This window comes from Listeria sp. MAN/IMW/UF555 (genome assembly GCF_058684075.1).
Window position 1 is genome coordinate 1,287,683 of record NZ_JBZWZS010000001.1, and the last position, 18,195, is coordinate 1,305,877.

The 18,195-nt window shown below is 35.8% G+C and carries 16 protein-coding genes; 5 read left to right on the forward strand and 11 right to left on the reverse strand.

Annotated features, from left to right (window positions below; translation table 11 throughout):
* Positions 1–921, forward strand: a complete 921-nt coding sequence (locus AC4PG8_RS06435; RefSeq protein WP_492170173.1) for a helix-turn-helix transcriptional regulator — start codon at positions 1–3, stop codon at positions 919–921.
* A 38-nt stretch (positions 922–959) separates the two neighbouring features.
* On the opposite strand, the gene AC4PG8_RS06440 is transcribed toward AC4PG8_RS06435, so the two are convergent.
* The 4 genes from AC4PG8_RS06440 to AC4PG8_RS06455 all read right to left on the reverse strand — a co-directional run bounded on the left by AC4PG8_RS06440 (position 960) and on the right by AC4PG8_RS06455 (position 4,330).
* Positions 960–1,154 carry a hypothetical protein gene (locus tag AC4PG8_RS06440; protein ID WP_003724301.1) on the reverse strand — a complete coding sequence of 65 codons (195 nt, stop codon included), beginning with the start codon at positions 1,152–1,154 and terminating at the stop codon, positions 960–962.
* 86 nt (positions 1,155–1,240) lie between these two features.
* The gene (locus AC4PG8_RS06445; protein ID WP_003765263.1) at positions 1,241–1,543 is read right to left on the reverse strand and encodes a PTS sugar transporter subunit IIB; all 303 of its coding nucleotides are present in this window, start codon (positions 1,541–1,543) and stop codon (positions 1,241–1,243) included.
* A gap of 17 nt (positions 1,544–1,560) precedes the next feature.
* The gene (locus AC4PG8_RS06450) at positions 1,561–2,895 is read right to left on the reverse strand and encodes a PTS sugar transporter subunit IIC (RefSeq protein ID WP_003760326.1); all 1,335 of its coding nucleotides are present in this window, start codon (positions 2,893–2,895) and stop codon (positions 1,561–1,563) included.
* On the reverse strand, positions 2,888–4,330 hold the full coding sequence (locus AC4PG8_RS06455; protein ID WP_492170174.1) for a glycoside hydrolase family 1 protein: 1,443 nt from the start codon (positions 4,328–4,330) through the stop codon (positions 2,888–2,890). The genes AC4PG8_RS06450 and AC4PG8_RS06455 overlap by 8 nt, the downstream gene beginning before the upstream one ends.
* Positions 4,331–4,486: 156 nt before the next feature.
* On the opposite strand from AC4PG8_RS06455, the gene AC4PG8_RS06460 reads away from it, so the two are divergent.
* The 4 genes from AC4PG8_RS06460 (at position 4,487) to dcm (ending at position 11,180) form a co-directional block, all read left to right on the forward strand.
* Positions 4,487–5,200, forward strand: coding sequence for a GntR family transcriptional regulator (locus AC4PG8_RS06460; protein WP_010990376.1), 714 nt, complete (start codon positions 4,487–4,489; stop codon positions 5,198–5,200).
* A 778-nt stretch (positions 5,201–5,978) separates the two neighbouring features.
* The gene (locus tag AC4PG8_RS06465; RefSeq protein WP_003760320.1) at positions 5,979–7,238 is read left to right on the forward strand and encodes a ParB/Srx family N-terminal domain-containing protein; all 1,260 of its coding nucleotides are present in this window, start codon (positions 5,979–5,981) and stop codon (positions 7,236–7,238) included.
* A complete protein-coding gene (locus AC4PG8_RS06470; protein ID WP_160464295.1) occupies positions 7,235–9,898 on the forward strand; it encodes an SNF2-related protein in 2,664 nt (887 codons plus the stop codon). Before AC4PG8_RS06465 ends, AC4PG8_RS06470 begins: the two co-directional genes overlap by 4 nt.
* Positions 9,864–11,180: a DNA (cytosine-5-)-methyltransferase gene (gene dcm, locus AC4PG8_RS06475; RefSeq protein ID WP_202128362.1), complete on the forward strand. Its 1,317-nt coding sequence runs from the start codon at positions 9,864–9,866 to the stop codon at positions 11,178–11,180. Before AC4PG8_RS06470 ends, dcm begins: the two co-directional genes overlap by 35 nt.
* Before the next feature lie 219 nt (positions 11,181–11,399).
* Here dcm and AC4PG8_RS06480 read toward each other — a convergent pair whose 3' ends face one another.
* The 7 genes from AC4PG8_RS06480 to AC4PG8_RS06510 form a co-directional block, all read right to left on the reverse strand.
* The gene (locus tag AC4PG8_RS06480) at positions 11,400–11,735 is read right to left on the reverse strand and encodes a zinc ribbon domain-containing protein YjdM (protein WP_003760313.1); all 336 of its coding nucleotides are present in this window, start codon (positions 11,733–11,735) and stop codon (positions 11,400–11,402) included.
* A gap of 36 nt (positions 11,736–11,771) precedes the next feature.
* Entirely contained in the window at positions 11,772–12,491 is a 720-nt protein-coding gene (locus AC4PG8_RS06485; protein WP_003723220.1) for a YebC/PmpR family DNA-binding transcriptional regulator, read from the reverse strand.
* Positions 12,492–12,587: 96 nt separating this feature from the next.
* Positions 12,588–13,097, reverse strand: coding sequence for an NUDIX hydrolase (locus AC4PG8_RS06490; protein WP_070752674.1), 510 nt, complete (start codon positions 13,095–13,097; stop codon positions 12,588–12,590).
* A 72-nt stretch (positions 13,098–13,169) separates the two neighbouring features.
* Entirely contained in the window at positions 13,170–14,435 is a 1,266-nt protein-coding gene (gene efeB, locus AC4PG8_RS06495; RefSeq protein ID WP_492170175.1) for an iron uptake transporter deferrochelatase/peroxidase subunit, read from the reverse strand.
* Between the two features lie 17 nt (positions 14,436–14,452).
* On the reverse strand, positions 14,453–15,613 hold the full coding sequence (gene efeO / locus AC4PG8_RS06500) for an iron uptake system protein EfeO (RefSeq protein ID WP_185540497.1): 1,161 nt from the start codon (positions 15,611–15,613) through the stop codon (positions 14,453–14,455).
* Positions 15,610–17,094, reverse strand: a complete 1,485-nt coding sequence (locus AC4PG8_RS06505) for an FTR1 family iron permease (RefSeq protein ID WP_185540499.1) — start codon at positions 17,092–17,094, stop codon at positions 15,610–15,612. The genes efeO and AC4PG8_RS06505 overlap by 4 nt, the downstream gene beginning before the upstream one ends.
* A 127-nt stretch (positions 17,095–17,221) precedes the next feature.
* Positions 17,222–18,169 (reverse strand): helix-turn-helix transcriptional regulator, encoded by a 948-nt coding sequence (locus AC4PG8_RS06510; protein WP_492170176.1) that lies wholly within the window; start codon positions 18,167–18,169, stop codon positions 17,222–17,224.
* Positions 18,170–18,195: the final 26 nt, after the last annotated feature.

Genomic DNA, 18,195 nt, shown 5'->3' on the forward strand with positions numbered 1-18,195 from the left:
ATGAAAATCGAGCGACTCATCGGAATTATCATGCTGCTCCTCCAACGCGAGCTAGTCAGTGCTTCTGAAATGGCTACGATGTTTGAGGTTTCTAAACGTACTATTTTTCGCGACATTGACACGCTCTCGATGGCGAACATCCCGATTTACACGATTGCCGAAACGAAGGGTGGCATCGGTATTATGCCCACCTACAAAGTCGACAAAAAGCTTCTGACAGCAGATGATTTAACAGCTATTATCGCCAGCTTAGATGGTATGGAACAATTACTTTCTTCCGCAGAAACTAAAAAAACGCTCCAAAAAATGAAAAACATGCTCGACCATTCCAGCGAACCACCCAAAAGTTCGATTTCGCTTGATTTCTCCAATTTATCCATGAAAAAAGAGTTAAATGCAAAAGTCGAAAGTTTATATTTAGCGATTAAAAAACATCAACTAGTGGAACTCAGCTATATTGATCGAACCGGCAATCAAACCGTTCGTAAAACTGAGCCATATCACCTCCTGTTTAGGAATCGTTCTTGGTATTTGCAAGGTTACAGTTTGGAGCGTAGCGATTTTCGGACGTTTAAAATGTCGCGTATTGTTGAGCTGAAAACGCTGGAAGAAACTTTTGAAGCGCGGCCTTTTGTTGTAAAACCATTCGGCATGACCGCAGATAGACCCACGTTCTTGATGCATGAAGTCACTTTAATTGTAGATAAAATAGCTCGTGAACAAATCGTTGAACGCTTTGATCCAGTTGCAATTTCACAGCACGATGAAGAGCATTTTTTAGTAAAAGTGACACTTCCCGATCATGAGGCTGGGTACCGCTTTTTGCTCCAACTTGGTACGCATGTAACCATTCAAAACCGTGATGACTTTTACGATAATTTTGTTGATTATTTAGCAGAAATTCAAGGAAAATATATCTAAAAATGGCTCTGCTAATTGTTTAGCAGAGCCATTTGATGTTAATCTTTATATTTATAATCCAAATCTTGATAAGCTGTTTGGTACGGTCCACCATCAGCTACTTCTGAATGATAAAGTGCTTTTAAAGCGAAAGTTTTTTCTAAGTCCATTTCTTTCATTAGCTTTTGAAGGCGTTCTTGCAAGTCTACGCTATCTTTTACAAGCTCCTTCATTTGTGATTTTACATATTTCATAATAATTCCGCTCCTTTTCACACATTATAACACTTTCTTGTCTGATAAAAAAGGAGTGCGACTATAAGCCACACTCCCTTACTTTTTTAACCGATTAATTCGATTGCTCTCTCAAGCACTGCTGCTCCGTTTACACGGCCGTAGTCTAACATATTAATTACTTCGACAGGAATTTTTCCGCCAACTACTTTTTCTGTGTTGCCTTTTAAATAACCAACTTGTGGTCCAAGCAAAATGACATCTGCTTTTTCCCAGTTTTCGTGTAGTTCAGCGTCGGATACAGCCCAGATATTTGCTTCAATACCTTGTTCCGCTCCTGCTGCTTTCATTTTTTCTACTAAGAAACTTGTGGACATACCAGCATTACATACTAATAAAATGTTTTTCATTGGTTAGACTTCCTTTCTTATTTTGCCTCTGTTTTTTGAGCTGTAGCAAAAGCAACTTTTTCATCCATACGTAGGAATGGTAGATAGATAAAGACTGTTATAACAATGATAATTACTTGTAGAACGGACGCGCGCCAGTCCCCACCAGTTGCTAAGAAACCTGAAATAATCGGCGGTGTCGTCCACGGGGTTTGTACTACTACATGATTAATCCAACCTGCTGCCGTCGCAAAATACGCAGTTGTTAAAGAGAAAATCGGCGCTAATACGAACGGGATAATTAGTAATGGGTTGAAGACAATCGGTAAACCAAAGATAATTGGTTCACTAATATTAAATAGCGACGGTGCTGCTGATAGCTTAGAAATATCTTTATAGTCTTTTCGTTTTCCAAAGATGAAAATGGCAATTAGTAGGCCAATCGTGTTTCCTGAGCCACCCATAACTGCAAATGTATCTTTGAAAGCCATGTTAATAATATGCGGAATTTCTTGATGATTCGCGTAGGCAACCATGTTTTCTTGCATATTTTGAAGTAAAAATGGATCTAGTAACGGACCAGAAATAACTGCTTGGTGAATCCCTAAGCCGAAGAATAAGTTGGCGATGGATGTAATTAGCAAGAATCCTGGAAGACTTGTCGTCACATAGCTAAGTGGCTTCGTGATAATCGTTGTAACAAGCGTGTTAAAGTCCATGCTGAAAATTTGATTAACTGCAAATGACACAACTGAGAAAATAATAACCGTAATCATAATTGGAATTAACACGTTAAATGATTTAATAACTGCCGGTGGAATATTTCCTGTTAAATTGATTTGCATACGTTTATTTTTCGATAATTTAATGAATAAATCGGTTGCAATTAAGCCAACGATAATACCGACGAACATACCTGACGCACCAGTATAACTAACTGGGATAACGTTCGGTACTTCGATTGATTTTGATGCGCCTTCTGGAAGGAACGTCATCGCAATCGGTGTTACGACGATAAATGAAGATAAGGCAACAAGAATTGGAGCAATGACGTTTTTATAGCCACGATTCAAACATAAATGATATGAAATCGCCACAGTGACTAAAAGCGTAATGACACTCAAGGTACCATTTCCGATTGAAATACCAATCTCTTGCCATGTTTTAAGTGTATCTGGGTTAACAATTTTGCCCATAAAGCCAGTCGGTTCTAAAATAACATAGTTAATCAGTGTGACAAAACCAGCTAAAATCATGAACGGCATAATACTCGCAAAAGCATCACGCAATGAACGCAAATGAATCTGACCACCAAGACGTTGTGCTACATTAATAAACCCATTAACAATCGACTTCTTTTTCGTTTCAGCCATTAGTTGTTTCCTCCCTTTTCGTCCCAACTAGTTTGCTTGTTTCATATTCAAAACCGTTCTTGTCGCTCATTTTTTTATAAAATTCGCCACTTTTCTTCATTGTGCGTTTGCCAGTTTCAACATCAAGTGAAACGAGTCCGTAACGGTTTTTATATGCGTTAATCCACGACCAACAATCAATGAAAGTCCATAAGTGATACCCCTTAATATCGCAACCTTCTGCAATCGCTTGATGTACATACGCCAAATGATCTTTAACAAATTGAATCCGGTAATCATCTTGAATTTGTCCTTCTTCATTTAAGAAACGTTCTTCATTCGCTACACCCATACCATTTTCAGAAATAAATGATTCGATATTGCCGTAATTATCGCGAATATCAATACATAAATCATAAATTCCACGTTCATAAATTTCCCAACCGCGATAAATATTCATTCGTTTACCTGGCATATTGTGCGGTTCAAAAAACCAATCTGGTAAAAACGGACTTTTTTCATTAATAGCGGTTAAACGGGCTTTCACGCGTCTTGGTTCATAGTAATTTAGGCCAAGAATTTGTGCCGTATTTTCTTTAATAATCGTCAAATCTTCTTCCGTATATTCCGGCATTTGATCGTATTCGCGCATGATTTCTACTAATTTTTCTGGAAAAGTTCCTTTAACCATCGGATCCAAGAAACTTCTCGTATAAAAAGCATCACAGATTTCTGCAGCTTCTAAATCATATTCGTTTTGGCTACGCGGATAAGTCGGGCTAAGGTTTAAAATAACGCCGATTTTGGATGACAAATTTAATTTTTTGAAAGCTTTAATAGCTAAAGCATGTGCCAAAATCGTGTTAAAACCAGCTTGTGCGCCGCGTTTGAAGTCGATTTGATTCGGATAATGGAAATCTTCTAAATAACCGCCAAGAATCGGTCCAAGTGGTTCGTTAAATGTAAACCAGTGATAAACTAAATCGCCAAATTCTTTAAAACAAGTATCCGCAAAGTGAACATAGGCATCAACAACTTCCCTTGATTCCCAGCCCCCAGCGTCTTGAAGTGCAACAGGCATATCGAAATGATATAAATTCGCAAATGGTTTGATACCGTTTTCATTCATTTCAGTAAGTAAATCACGATAAAACGCAATAGCTTTCGGGTTCACTTCACCAACACCATCATTTGGAAACATTCGCGCCCATGAAATCGAAATCCGGAACGAATTATGTCCTGTTTTCTTCATCCACTGCACATCTTCTTTATACCGATTAAAATGATCTGTTGTAATTTCTGAACCTACACCTTCGTAAAAGCGATTCGGTTCTGTTTCAAACCAATGCTCCCAAACAGTTTTTGCCTTACCAGTGTCGCCGCGACCTTCTGCTTGTTCCGCAGACCACGCAGAGCCCCACCAAAAATCTTTTGGAAACGTTAATAATTCTTTCATTTTTTATGGCCTCCCTTTTGTCAAAATAAATATAGCATACATTTATTTAAAAAACAATACTTTTATTAAAAGATATATACTTTTGTTTATAGGGATACCTTTTTGTAAAAGTATATGGTATACTATGCTTATTACATCAGTAAAGGAGCCAATAAAATGTCGGGAATGGCTAAATACATGGAAATATACATAGATATCCGTGATAAAATCAATCAAAACAAATACGAAATTAACGAGAAATTGCCTGATGGGGATAGTATGGCTCGCACGTATGATTGCAGCAAGCTCACTGTCAAAAAAGCACTGGATATGCTTGTACAAGAAGGCATGATTATTAGACGCCGCGGGGCTGGTACTTTCGTGAAATCTCATTCTACTAACGGCGGTGAATTCGCGCTAGGGCCAATGTCTGGACTTGTAAATACATTTGGAAAAGACAACATTAAATCGAAAGTCATTTTATTTTCCATTGAAAAACCATCGAAAGAAGTCGCAGAAAAATTAGAGATGCAGGATGACTATATTTACCGAATCATCCGGATGAGAGAAGTTGGTCATAAAGCCTATTCGATTGAACATACTTATATGCCACTTGCGATTATTCCAGGACTTGAGCCGCACCATTTAGAAGATTCGATTTATAATTATATTCGTGATGATTTAAAACTCAAGATGCAGAGTGCCCATGTTTGGGTGCGCGGGGATAAATCAAATCAAGAGGATAGTAAGCTCCTCGATTTAGAAGAACCTACTTTTATGATGGAAATTGAGAAATTAGCGCATTTGGAAGACGGTCGAGTGTTCGAATATTCGATTACGCGCCATACGTATGAATCGTTTGTGTTTGAAACGGTTTTTGTGCAGAATTAATAAAAACAAAACTAATTTATAAATTTTAAAAATAGAGTCCAGTAATGAAAATTTATTTATATAACTTTTCGTTGCTGGATTTTTATTAATGATTAAAAAATAAGTTTATTTGGTATTCTTTTGGAATATATATTTACTTTTTTTATTAGCAAAAGTGCTATACTGAGTTCGTTTTTCACTCCATTCTTATGGTTAAGGAGTATAACGTAACTAAGTTTCCATATATCCGAAAGCTATCCGACTATTTTTGAGCTTGTTTACACTTTTCTAAAGCGTGCAGAAGAAACATTCTTCACATTTATAAAATTAATATTATTTTTACTTCATCTTTTTCTAAATCATTTACACTCTTCTCAAGACTCTTGTCATACTTCTCCTTTTCAATATTCATTTGATAATGTTGTAGCTATTGACTCAATACCCTAATATTTCACATTACTGTGGATTGAAATACTAACCATCATATACTCAATTTTTGCTTAAACCACTTGAACCATCTACCTATTATCGCGTAAATAACACTTCTATGACAGAATGAGTATATTATTTTATGTAATGTAAATAAAACTAATATTGTGTTTACATATATAATCGGTATAATAGTTAGTGAAAATATAAACAAATTTTAATCTTCGGGAGGTTATAATTTTAGCAAAAGAAAAATTAATAGAGATATGAATTATTTCAAATGAAAATCATGGGGTAACGGCTGTGATAACGATTATTTTAGATTGTAGTCTAAACATATTAAGAATTTGAAAGGTCAAGGTGAAGATGAATGATTAACTTACTGGAAAAAGCAGCAGCAAATCAATTAGAGCAGACGGGGCAAGTAAAAAAGTTAGCTGTACCTGGATGGGATTCTAAATCTTGGATTGTATATAAAATCCCATTAGAATATTTGTATTATAATGATAAAAACGGTCGGATTAATACAGTATATAAACAGTACCAAGCAGAAAACGGACGATTAAAACCACAACCAGGTAATTCTAACTATAATGAAATTTTTGAAAAATTTATTTATAACTCCAATTCAAGAGCATTAGAAAACACTCTCCAATCAATTAAAGAAAAAACTCAGCAAGAACCAGGTGTTGTACTATCAGATGGGCGTGTCATTGATGGCAACCGTAGATTTACAGCTCTACGAATGTACCAAAATCAAGATCATATTCCAAAAACATTTGAAGCTGTGATTTTGTCGCTGAATGTTAATTCTGAAAATGATGAAAAAAAAATAAAAGAATTAGAGTTAGATTTACAGCTTGGACGTGAAGAACGTATTAATTACGATCCTATTGATCGTATTTTTGATGTTTATAATACTATTGAAGTTGAAAAATTAATGACGGTTGAAGAATATAAAAAAGCCTCTGGGGCTGGAAATACAAAAGGTATTAACCGTGATATTCGTTTAGCAAAACTAATTCTCCAATTTATAGAAATAGTATCACCAGGCGGAAATCCAGTTGATAAATTTTATCTAGCTCGAGAACTAAAGTTAGACGGTCCTATTGAAGAAATAGAAGGAACTATTAATAAATTAAAAGATAAAGAAAAAACATCCATTACTGAAGCTATTTTAACTTATCTTGCTGTAGTAAAATCAACTGAAGGTAACACTGATGTGACACGTATAATGCGTGATGTCAAAACAAAGATTTTAAAAAATGATGAGATTAAGAAATATTTTCTAAGAGCTGTAGATGATAAAGTCGATGATATCATTGATGCTTTTTCTGAAATACCAATAAAAAACAGTAATGATTTAAAGCAAGTAACCAAATCATTACCTGAATTAAATAAATCTGTAAATGATTTTCAGTCATCAGTTAATCGCTTAATATATAAAGGTAGGAAAGATTCAGAACGAAAAGAAGCATTACTAGAATTACAGAATATCCTAGAGAAAATAGAAGAACTGGATGCTAGTGACTTCAAAGAGTTAACGACAGATGAATTTTTGGATGCAAAAGATGTATTAATGCAAATCACTGATACATTGTTTAAATTGAAACAGGAGATGAATAAATGAGTTTTTCTGTAGATATTAAAAACAACTTGAAATCGCAGTACACAAATGGTTTTGTAGATAATTTTTACATTAAATTATTAACTCAGGGAAACCTTTATCAACGTGTATCTGGATATTTTACCAGTGCAGGTGTTGATTTATATGCAGATGGATTAGAAGAGCTTGCTAAAAATGGAGGAGAAATTCAATTTATTATCTCAAAAGAAATCTCAAAAGATGATTATGAACGTATTAAGGCAGGATATAACCTTAGAGAAGAGTTGAAATCTCTTAAAATATCCGAGCAAAATGATAAGTTAAGCACAAAAGCTCAACAACAATTAGGGAATTTGGCATTTATGATAGCAAATAGTCGTGCACGAGTAAAAATAGCATTAATGCAACAAGGAGTTTTCCATGACAAGTTTGGGCTAATACATAGTGATGATGAAGTAGTTTTTTTTAATGGCTCAGCAAATGAAACAAAAAACGGTATTAGTAAAAACTATGAGTCAATAAGTGTTGACGTTTCCTGGGATAGCAGTAATAATGTACAATCTCGGATTCTAGAAAGCCAAGAAAGGTTTACACGTCTCTGGAATAATAAAGAACACGGTATTACAGTAGTGGAGGCTTCTGAATTAGCGTACGAAGAAATTGCACCCTATCAACAATTGGCTACTATTACAAATCTTTCCGAAAAGCAAGATTGCAAATTAGATTCACTTGATGAGGAAACGATTAATTTCAGATTATTTGAAAACCGTATAATACGAATCGATAATACCACTCTTAAACTAACTCTAAAAGACCGTAAATTGAGAGTTGGAAGTGATTTAACATGTTTTTTTGAAGAAGACAATTCTACAATTCGCAATGATGTGACATACAAAGATATTGAACAAATTATTGAAGTTACACAAAAACGTGCAGAAAGAAAAGGTATTATAGTTACAATCTCAACTGCTGTCGAGGACTTTATTACACGAAACAAATATTCTATTGAACAATATAAAATCTTAGGTGCGGTGTACAAGGGGGCCTTAGAAAAATTTCCAGAACCTAAAAAAGTTACTCTTGAAGATTTTTCTAAAGTTGTGCAACAAGAGGTTAGCCGTCCATTACGTGATTTGCATTTACGTGCTGCCTACTATAAATATGAAATGATGCGAGCTGCTAATTTTTCTGTTCCAGGTGCGGGGAAAACTGCAATGTTATTAGGAGTTTTTGCTTATTTAAATAGATTTAATGTACCTAAAAACGAGAAAATAAATCGTATTCTTGTTGTCTCTCCTATTAATGCATTCGATTCTTGGAAAAGAGAATTCAAAGCTGTTTTTGGCGACAAAAAAAAACTTATATCTATCGATGCCCAAAATAAAAACTTTAAAGAGTTGCTACAGACTGATTGGGGAATTAGCAACTTAATATTAGTTAATTACGAGTCATTACCTGGAACTATCGACCTTTTAAAGCGTATAATTGATACTCATACATTGTTAGTATTCGATGAAGTACATCGTATTAAAAATCCTCATGGACAACGTGCTCAATATTCACTTGAGCTATCTCAAATTCCAAAGTTCAGATACGTTTTAACAGGAACACCAATTCCAAACAAATACAGTGATATTTTTAATTTTTTGCATATCTTATATGGTAATGAATATAATGGATTCTTTGGATGGGATGTAGATGAATTAAATAATCCAAAAATAAGAAAAATTAAAGAGATTAATGAAGCACTCCATCCTTTCTTTTGGCGAACTAATAAAAAAGATTTAAATGTTCCAGAACCTGAAAAAGATATTACAATTAAAGTTAGTCCTAGTTTAGAACAAAAACAGTTAGCTGAAGCCATTTACTATAATGAATCGTCTAGCTTAGCAAAGTTAATTCGTTTAATTCAAGCATCTACTAATCCAGCTTTGTTAAATTCTGCAATCAATTACGATGAATTAATGTCATTTAATGATGACGAAAGTGCATCTGAGAGGATATCCGGCATCACTAAGAGTGACTTTTTTGAATTACTAGGCGGAGATAAAATTGCTACTGAACAGAATCAATATAAAAATTTAGATGTTCAAACCACTGTCTCCCCAAAATTCGCATCAGGTATAGAATTAGTAGAAAAACTTGTTGCAGAGGGAAAAAAAGTTTTAGTATGGGGGCTTTTTGTTGATACTATTATTAAAATCAAAGATTCTCTAAAAGAAAAAAATCTTTCTGTTAATTTAATTTATGGCGGAACGCCTAAAGATGAACGAGTAAAATTAATCGATGAATTTAGAGATGGAGGCGTACAGATTTTAGTATCAAACCCACAAACATTAGGAGAATCCATTTCATTACATCAATCTGTTCATGATGCTGTGTATTTTGAGTATGATTTCAACTTAACATATATGTTACAATCAAGAGACCGCATTCATCGGTTAGGATTAAAAGAAAACGATTATACACGTTATTATTATTTACAAACAGAGAGTGAGCCATTTACAAGTGATCGCCCTGGCTATATAGATGAAAAAATATACAGAAGGCTTAAGGATAAAGAACAAATAATGTATGATGCGGTTGATGATATTACATTATCAATTGAATATAGTAAAACTGAGATAATAGATGCAATGAATATTATCGATGATGAAAGGAAAAGAATTAGACGCAATGAATAAAAAAATTAGAGTAGCAGAAATGTTTGCTGGAGTCGGTGGTTTCCATCTGGGATTATCCCGTGCAAGTTCGGATTTCCAAGTGGTTTGGGCAGACCAATTTGAACCGTCTCGTAAAAATCAATTTGCTTTTAATATCTATAAAAAAAATTTTCCAGGAACAAATGTTGTCAACGAAGATATTTCTTTAATCAATAAAACTAGTATTCCCGCTATAGATATGTTAGTGGGTGGCTTTCCATGTCAAGATTATTCTGTTGCTTCAACAGGTGCAAAGGGCATTTTCGGAAAAAAAGGAGTTCTCTGGTGGGATATCAAAGATGTGATTGAAGCAAAATGGCCACAGTTTGTTTTCCTAGAAAATGTTGACCGTTTACTGACTTCACCGGGAATAAATAGCACGCGACCAGGACGCGATTTCGGTATGATTTTACGCACATTTTCTGATTTAGGATATGGTGTAACTTGGAAGATGATTAATGCAGCTGATTATGGTTTTCCTCAAAGACGTCGACGGACATTTATATTTGCGTTTAGAGATGATACAAATTTTAAAAAACATGTCAAAAAGATAGTACATTTAGGTGAAGATAATATTGCAGAATTTATTAAAACCATGCCCCCTCTATCAAGTACGCTAAAAAACATCTCCATTGGAGAAATGAGTAAAGTAGACTTAACCAAATATGATAGCTTAGTTGATTTTTCGGATAATTTTTCAGTGAAAAGGGCATTTAAAAAAACCGGATTTATGGTTGACGGTCATATATGTATGGCTGATTACCAACCTCTTATAATAAAGTCTCAAACACTAAAAAGTATAGTTCAACCAAATGAGACTGATAAAACATTATATCTAACAGCTGAAAAAGAAAGAAAGTTTAAAGAACTAAAAGGGGGGTTCAGAACAACTAAAATTTCAAAAACTGGCCATAAGTATCCTTACGGTATGGGCGCAATTGCTTTTCCTGACCCATTAGATAAGCCTGCAAGAACAATGGTTACAACAGAGCATACTGTTTCTAGGATGAGTCATGTGATAAAAGATCCAGGTAATGGCCGTCTTCGGCTTATTTCTCCAGAAGAAGCCGAAAAAATCAATACATTTCCCGCTAGCTGGACTGCAGATGAAAATATTACACCATCGAACAGGTATTTTATGATGGGTAATGCGTTGGTTGTTGATTTAGTTAAATCTATAGGGATGGAAATTGAAAAATTAACAAAAAAAGAAAATCGTAAAGAATATAACAACAACTACAAAATAGAAAAAATAGAACATTGATGTAGTCAAAAATTTATACTATACAAATTACTTCAAACCATTGATGCAAGAAATTATTTAGCAAACAAAATACTATTGTTTGCTCTTCTGCTATTTTGTTTGAACCATATTCTACTAATTCTTTCATCTTTGTACCTTGTATCATCACTATAAAGACATTTATTCATGTACTTCTGCTATAAAAACAGCGACTCTCTTAGTAGAGAATCGCTGTTTTTTTTATATCTTCTTAACAAATTCTGATTTTAATTTCATTGGGCCGAAGCCGTCGATTTTGCAATCAATGTCGTGGTCGCCGTCTACTAGGCGGATATTTTTTACTTTTGTTCCCATTTTGATTGGGTTTGATGCGCCTTTTACTTTAAGATCTTTGATGACTGTGACAGAATCGCCATCTGTTAGTACATTGCCGTTTGAGTCTTTGAACACTTTTTCTTCGGTAGCTTCTTCTGCTACGGCGCTCCACTCATGTCCGCATTCCGGGCAAATTAATAGACCGCGATCTTCGTAGGCATATTCTGAGTTACATTCTGGGCAATTTGGTAATTTTGACATTTTATCAATTCCTCCGATTGTTGTAATAGTTGGCTGTTAATCTTCTAATTCGACGTTATGATATACTTTTTGCACGTCTTCTAGGTCTTCTAAAGCATCAATTAGTTTCTCGAATTTTTCTAAATCCTCACCTGATAATTGAATATCGTTTTGAGGAATCATTTCGATTTCTGCTACTGTAAATTCTTCAATTCCAGCCGCTTTCAAACCTTCTTGTACTTTGTGGAAATCTTCTGGTTCTGCATAAATAATCGCTTGGCCATCTTCGTCTAAAATGTCACGAACGTCAATATCAGCTTCCATTAAAAGTTCCAATAGCTCATCCGCGTCTTTTCCTTCGACACCAAAAATAGCTGTATTATCAAACATATACGCAACAGAGCCACTAACGCCCATGTTTCCGCCGTTTTTGCTATAAGCTGCGCGAACATCGGATGCTGTACGATTCACATTATTTGTCAGTGCGTCTACGATAATCATCGAACCATTTGGACCAAAGCCTTCATAGCGCAGTTCTGAATAAGTTTCATCGCCAGTGCCTTTCGCTTTTTCGATTGCACGGTCAATAATATGTTTTGGCACATTGTATGTTTTTGCACGTTCAATAACAAAACGTAATTTTTGGTTGGAATGTGGATCTGGGTCGCCTGATTTAGCCGCTACATATATTTCAATTCCAAATTTCGCATAGATACGACTATTTGTTTTATCTTTTGACGCTTTTTTCTCTTTAATATTTGCCCATTTACGGCCCATATTACCACTCGCTTTCTAATTGGAGTTTTTCTCATGTCTCTGTACTATTATAAGTGTAGGAAACGAATTTGTTAAGTGGAAATTTAGCTATATTCGTTAAAAGTGAATAGTTGTGGCGTTTTTAAGTTCAAAAAGTTGATTTAAAAAGAAATAAGGAATGAATTCGCCCGAACTTCTTAATGCTTCTAACTCTTCTTTGGTGACAAAACGGACATCTGCTACTTCTTCTGTTTGTAATGTTAAGTCGCTTAGTTCAACGTCTTTCGTAATAAACCAATAATCATCAAATCCTGCCTCAAAATGGTAACTGAATTTGGCACGGGTGTTACTTAAATCAATTGTCATGCCTAGTTCTTCTTTCACTTCTCGTTCAGCAGCTTGTCGACTTGTTTCGCCTTTTAGTGCAGATCCGGCTGCAGAAAGATCCCAATAATTCGGCCAACCTTCTTTATCTTTTTGACGCTTTTGGATTAAAAGTTGCCCTTTTTCGTTAAAAATACATACGTGAACAACCAAATGAAGCTCTCCGGGCGCTAGTTTTTCACCGCGGATATGTGTTTTCCCTGTTAGTTCACGATTCTCATTTAGTAAATCCCATTCCTCCACTAAAATCGGCTCCCTCTGATCAGTGACTTACCTTCATTATACAAAAAAAGTCTAAGGCTCGCGAACCTTAGACTACAGTAGTTTTTCTCCAAAAATTTCTCCCGGAGCAAGTCCGCCTTGGCAAGCAAACATCGCGCTTCCAATTGGGACAGTATATTCGTTTAATTTATCCATTTTCCCCATGATACTTAGCATTGGCAGAAATTGTTTGGACGGATTTTGGGTGAAGCAGATAAATAGTAATCCAGCATCAATCGTTCCCGTGCTTTTATCAATACCGTTTGTGTACGAATACGCGCGACGGTGCATTTGTTTCTTCGTGTCTTTGGCTAGGCGCACGTGAGAATCAGCCGGCAGTTTGCTTGGATCGACTTTATCGTGTTCATGTTTTTTATGATACGGTGCACCAGATGCTTTTTTCCGACCGAATGTGTCTTCTTGGTCAAGCAAGGAGGAACGATCCCAGATTTCGATGAGCATTTGGATTTTGCGGTAGCCAAGGTAGCTGCCGTTTCGCATCCATTCTGGTTCATCATTTTCTGCCCAAACGACGTCTTTGTAGCCTTTGTTTGAGTCATGGTCAACGTTTGCTGTTCCATCTTTAAAGCCAAATAGATTGCGTGGCGTCTCGTTTTTTGGCGCACTCAAGAAACCTTCTTCAATCCAGCGAACTACAGCAACACCGCTCGCTAAACGAATAAAATTACGAATTCCGTGGAAAGCGACTTGCTGATCATCAGCGCACACTTGGATACAAAGATCACCATCAGAATAAGCTTCATCCAAACTATCATGCGCCATATGTGGAATTTTTTCTAGATACTTCGGCTTTTTCGCCCTTACACCAAATCGGTCTTTGCCATCTTTTTCAAAAAATGTCGGACCATAACCTAGTGTCACTGTGAAGTTAGAAATTCCTAACCCATCAGCTTCCCCGGTATCGTTCGGCGGTAACATGTCATTATCCACATCGCGCAGAACACCGCCACTTGCCGTTAAATCCGCAAATTTTGTCCATTTTCCAAATAAATCTTTCAAAATTTGACGTGAATCGGTTTGAATATCAAAACTGGCGATGTAACAATAGGTTTGTTGCGCAGTAATAATTCCCGCTTGATTTGTCGCATAAAATGGCACACCTGTTTCTGCTTTTTCTTTCGGAGTGAGCGCCTTATCCACATGATCCACCACATTTAAAATCGTGCCCAGACCAGTTGCTCCAACGGCAATACCGGTCCCAGCTACAGCAGAAAGTTTTAGCATTTCACGCCGAGTCATTCCTTTGTTTTCCTTGGCTTCTGTCTTTTCCGTCTGATTATCGCTCTTCTTATCTGTCATCGTTTTCCTTTCTATGCTTAGAAAATTTTACCTGTTTGTGCCATTAATTCGGAAAGATGGCTCAATTGGTCACTGATTTCACGAATTTGGTCTTTCGTAAGCGTTGTATAGAGTACGAATGAATCACCATTTTTGTAGTTCGCTAATGTGTCTTCCATTTTGTTGAAAGCTGCATCAATTTGGTCAGCTAAGTCTTTATCTTGAGCATTTAAAGCTGGAATAATCGCTTGGTAGACTACTTTTGAACCTTCCACATTCGCATTTAAATCGTCTAAATCCGTGTGAGAGTATGCTTCTTCTTCCCCAGTAATCTTCGTTGTTGCGGCTTCATTCAGTAATTCCATCGCACCTGCGACCATTGGTTTTGGCTCTAATTTCAAGTTTTTCACTTCCGCTTGAAGCGCCTTTGCATCTGTTAAAAGTTTATCCGCGTAAACGTCCATGCCATCAAGTGATTTCTTTTCCCAAAGCGCGCGTTCAATAACGTGGAAACCAGTCCAGTCTGCTTCATTTTCCACATCGTTAATACGTGCATCGATTTTTGGATCTAGGTCGCCAAAGCTTTCTGCAATTGGTTCAATGCGTTCATAATTCAAGCGTGGCGAAACATAGGTAGCTTTTGCTTTTTCAATATCACCAGATTTCACGGCATTCGTGAAGATTTCAGTTTGTGCAACGAATTCATCTACTTGATTTGTTACATATTTATAATAATTATCTACCGCTTTATCAAGCACTTCGGAAGTTTTTGCTTTTGTTTCTTTGGCTTTTGCAAGTGTATCTAGCGATGCGTCAAGTCCAGTCGCATTGTCATTTAATTTATCAAAATTCGGGCTATCATTTTTTGATTCATAGAAAATTGGTGTTTCATATTTTTCGACATCTGTATATTGTAATGGATACAAGTCACGGACATTGTTTTCAAATTCTAACCAATGTTTATGTAGTTCAGCTGCACTAGATTGAAGCGCGCTCTTGTCTTTGTCCGCAATGGCTTTTTTCACGTCATCCAAGTTTGATTTCATTTCTTTTACTTCTTTTTTGACCGCATTTGCTTGCTTACTTTCTTTTGTTGTTTCCTTTTTTGTTTCTGCCTTATCTTCTGTACCTGTTCCACCGCAACCAACAACTAATACTGCTGTTAAAATAGTCAACATAACAATAATCCATTTTTTCATGATTTTCCCCCTTGTGCGAATTCCTTTTTAGAATCCGCTCTTTTTTTAATTTGTTGTTTTATTAAAATAATTAATCCAAAAATAACGAGTAATACTTGTGGTAAAAAGCTATACCAAGATGGGTAAATACTTAGCGCTGGAATAGATGGCAAGTAATCTTCTACTGATGTTGGAATGACTCCAGCAAGTTGCAAACTGTGAATTCCTGACCCCATAAATTTAAAGCATAAGTAAAACACAATCGCACTAGAAATCATAAAGAATGGCTTCACAGGGATATGTACGCTATATCGCAACATCACAAAAGCAATAATAAGCAACACACCAAGTCCCGCCAAAATTCCCATTAACAGCTCAAAATTCGACATCCGCCCAACCATGCCAATTAGAAAAACAACCGTTTCTAAACCTTCCCGCAAAATCGCTAAAAATGCTAAAAATGCAAAGGAAATCATTTTTCCATTGGAGAGTGCTTGATTACTTTTTCCTTCCATGTAGTTATTCCAACGAGTAATATCTGAATTTCGATGTAACCAGTAGCTGACATAGAGCATCATAATACTCGCAATCAGCCCAGCCCAACCATTAATTAAATTATTATTATCTCCAAAGGCAAGCGCTGATAGCCAAAACGCCACGACCATGCCAAGCGCCAAACTAACCACCAAACCAGCTGCAGTCCCGCCGATAATCCATCTTTTCGCCGCGCGTGTCTTCGTTCTTTTTGTATAAGTAAGAAGTGTCGCGATAATCAAAAGTGCTTCAAGTCCTTCGCGAAATGGAATTAGCGCAGCATCGAACCAAGTGTAAGTCACATCTGCAAAAGGTTTTAACTCCTCCGTCATCCCATCTAGAACATCTGCTGTTTTGGCTTGTTTAGTAGGATCATTAATATACGCATCAAGCAACATTAAATCGCGCTCGGTATTATCGTAAGCTGCTTGCGATTGACTGACCACATCACCTTCCACCGCAAGCCACTCTGTTTTTAAGTCTTGAATTTGGGTTGATGCTTTTGCCCATTCTTTCTCATCTATCAGCTTCTTTGTCGCAGTCAGTTTTGCAATATAGCTTGATAGAGTAATGTTTGTATTGCCTTCGTTATCCGTATATGTACCCTCTTGATAGGTCTTGAGCAAATTATGAAGTGAAGTAATCCCTTCCATCGCTTGCTGTTTATCATTATTTAAAATCCCAAGCGATATTTCCGCAATTTGCCGATCTATCTGGCCGGCCAAGTCATATGATTTTTCTTTAACAACTTGTTTATTTTCTGACCACCATAATTTATCTTCTTGAAAAGCTTCCTTCGCTTTAGGATAATCAAGGGCTCCCACTGCCGTTTCAGTTTGCTCTAATGCTTTGACGGGTTTATCAATATTCGGCTTTTCTGCAGCAAAGGTTTCACTAAAATTGATAGTCAAAACCACTGCTAAAACGCTTAATAGCAGCATAAATCGGCCTAGAAGCTTTTGCCCCATACACAACCCACCTCTCTTTCTAATTGAAAATGATTATCATTATCATATTCTCCATGTTCAAAAAAGTCAATAAATTTTTTCATGTTTTCATCCAAATAAAAAACTCCGATAATGGAATCGAAGTTTTTTATAACGATAATTTTAAAAAGTGATTTTGCAAGGAACCAAGCTCATTTAGTAGCATTTCCCGTAATGAATCTGGCTGAATGGCTATTATTTTATCGCCATAACCTAGTAAATAATTAATAATAAATCGTTCTTCTCCTTTATTATAATAGCCACGAATAAAATTTTTTCCTCGCTCTTGTCGAAGCTTCATTGATGGATAATTTTCTTTAAAAAATAAATCAACACCATTTGAAGTAATTTCCACTTCAAAATTAGTTGCATCTTCTTTCTTATAAAAATTTTCGGCTGCTCTTTTAAAATCCACTAATTTCTTGGCTTCAAAAGCATCACTTTCTTTTAGCCCAAGAATTCTATCACAGCGAAATACCTGCATCCGTTTATCCTTAAAGTTATAACTCGTCACATACCATTGCCCATACGCCGAAGATATATTATAAAATTGAACAATATACGTTTTTTCAGTCCCATTTTTATCATAATTAATCTGACACACTTTCTCTTCCATCGTAAATTGCAAAATAACATCTAGAAATTCACATTGATTATTATGCTTTATATAGCCGAGACTAAATACTTCTTCTGTTTTTCGAAGCATTTCGATTTTTTCAGCTGAAAGACAATGTTCAAATTTCGTTTTTAATTTTTCCACACTTAAATGAAAAGGTGTCGTTTCATAAGCCTTTAACGTAAGCATCGAAAAATAAAGCGCAAATACCTCATCGATATTAAAGACAATCGGTGAAAGTAGCCTGTTACGAAGCACCTGATAATGACCATTTCGTCCCCGTTCCGAATATATCGGCATCCCTATTTCTTCCAAAGACTTTATGTCTCGAATAGCAGTACTACGAGAAACGCCATATTTTGCCATTATCTCGCTTAATTGAAACGTATTTTTATCATTTAAAAACAACATCATATCATTTAGTCGTTCTGATTTATTCATCGCCATCTCTTTTCTTTTTTAATATT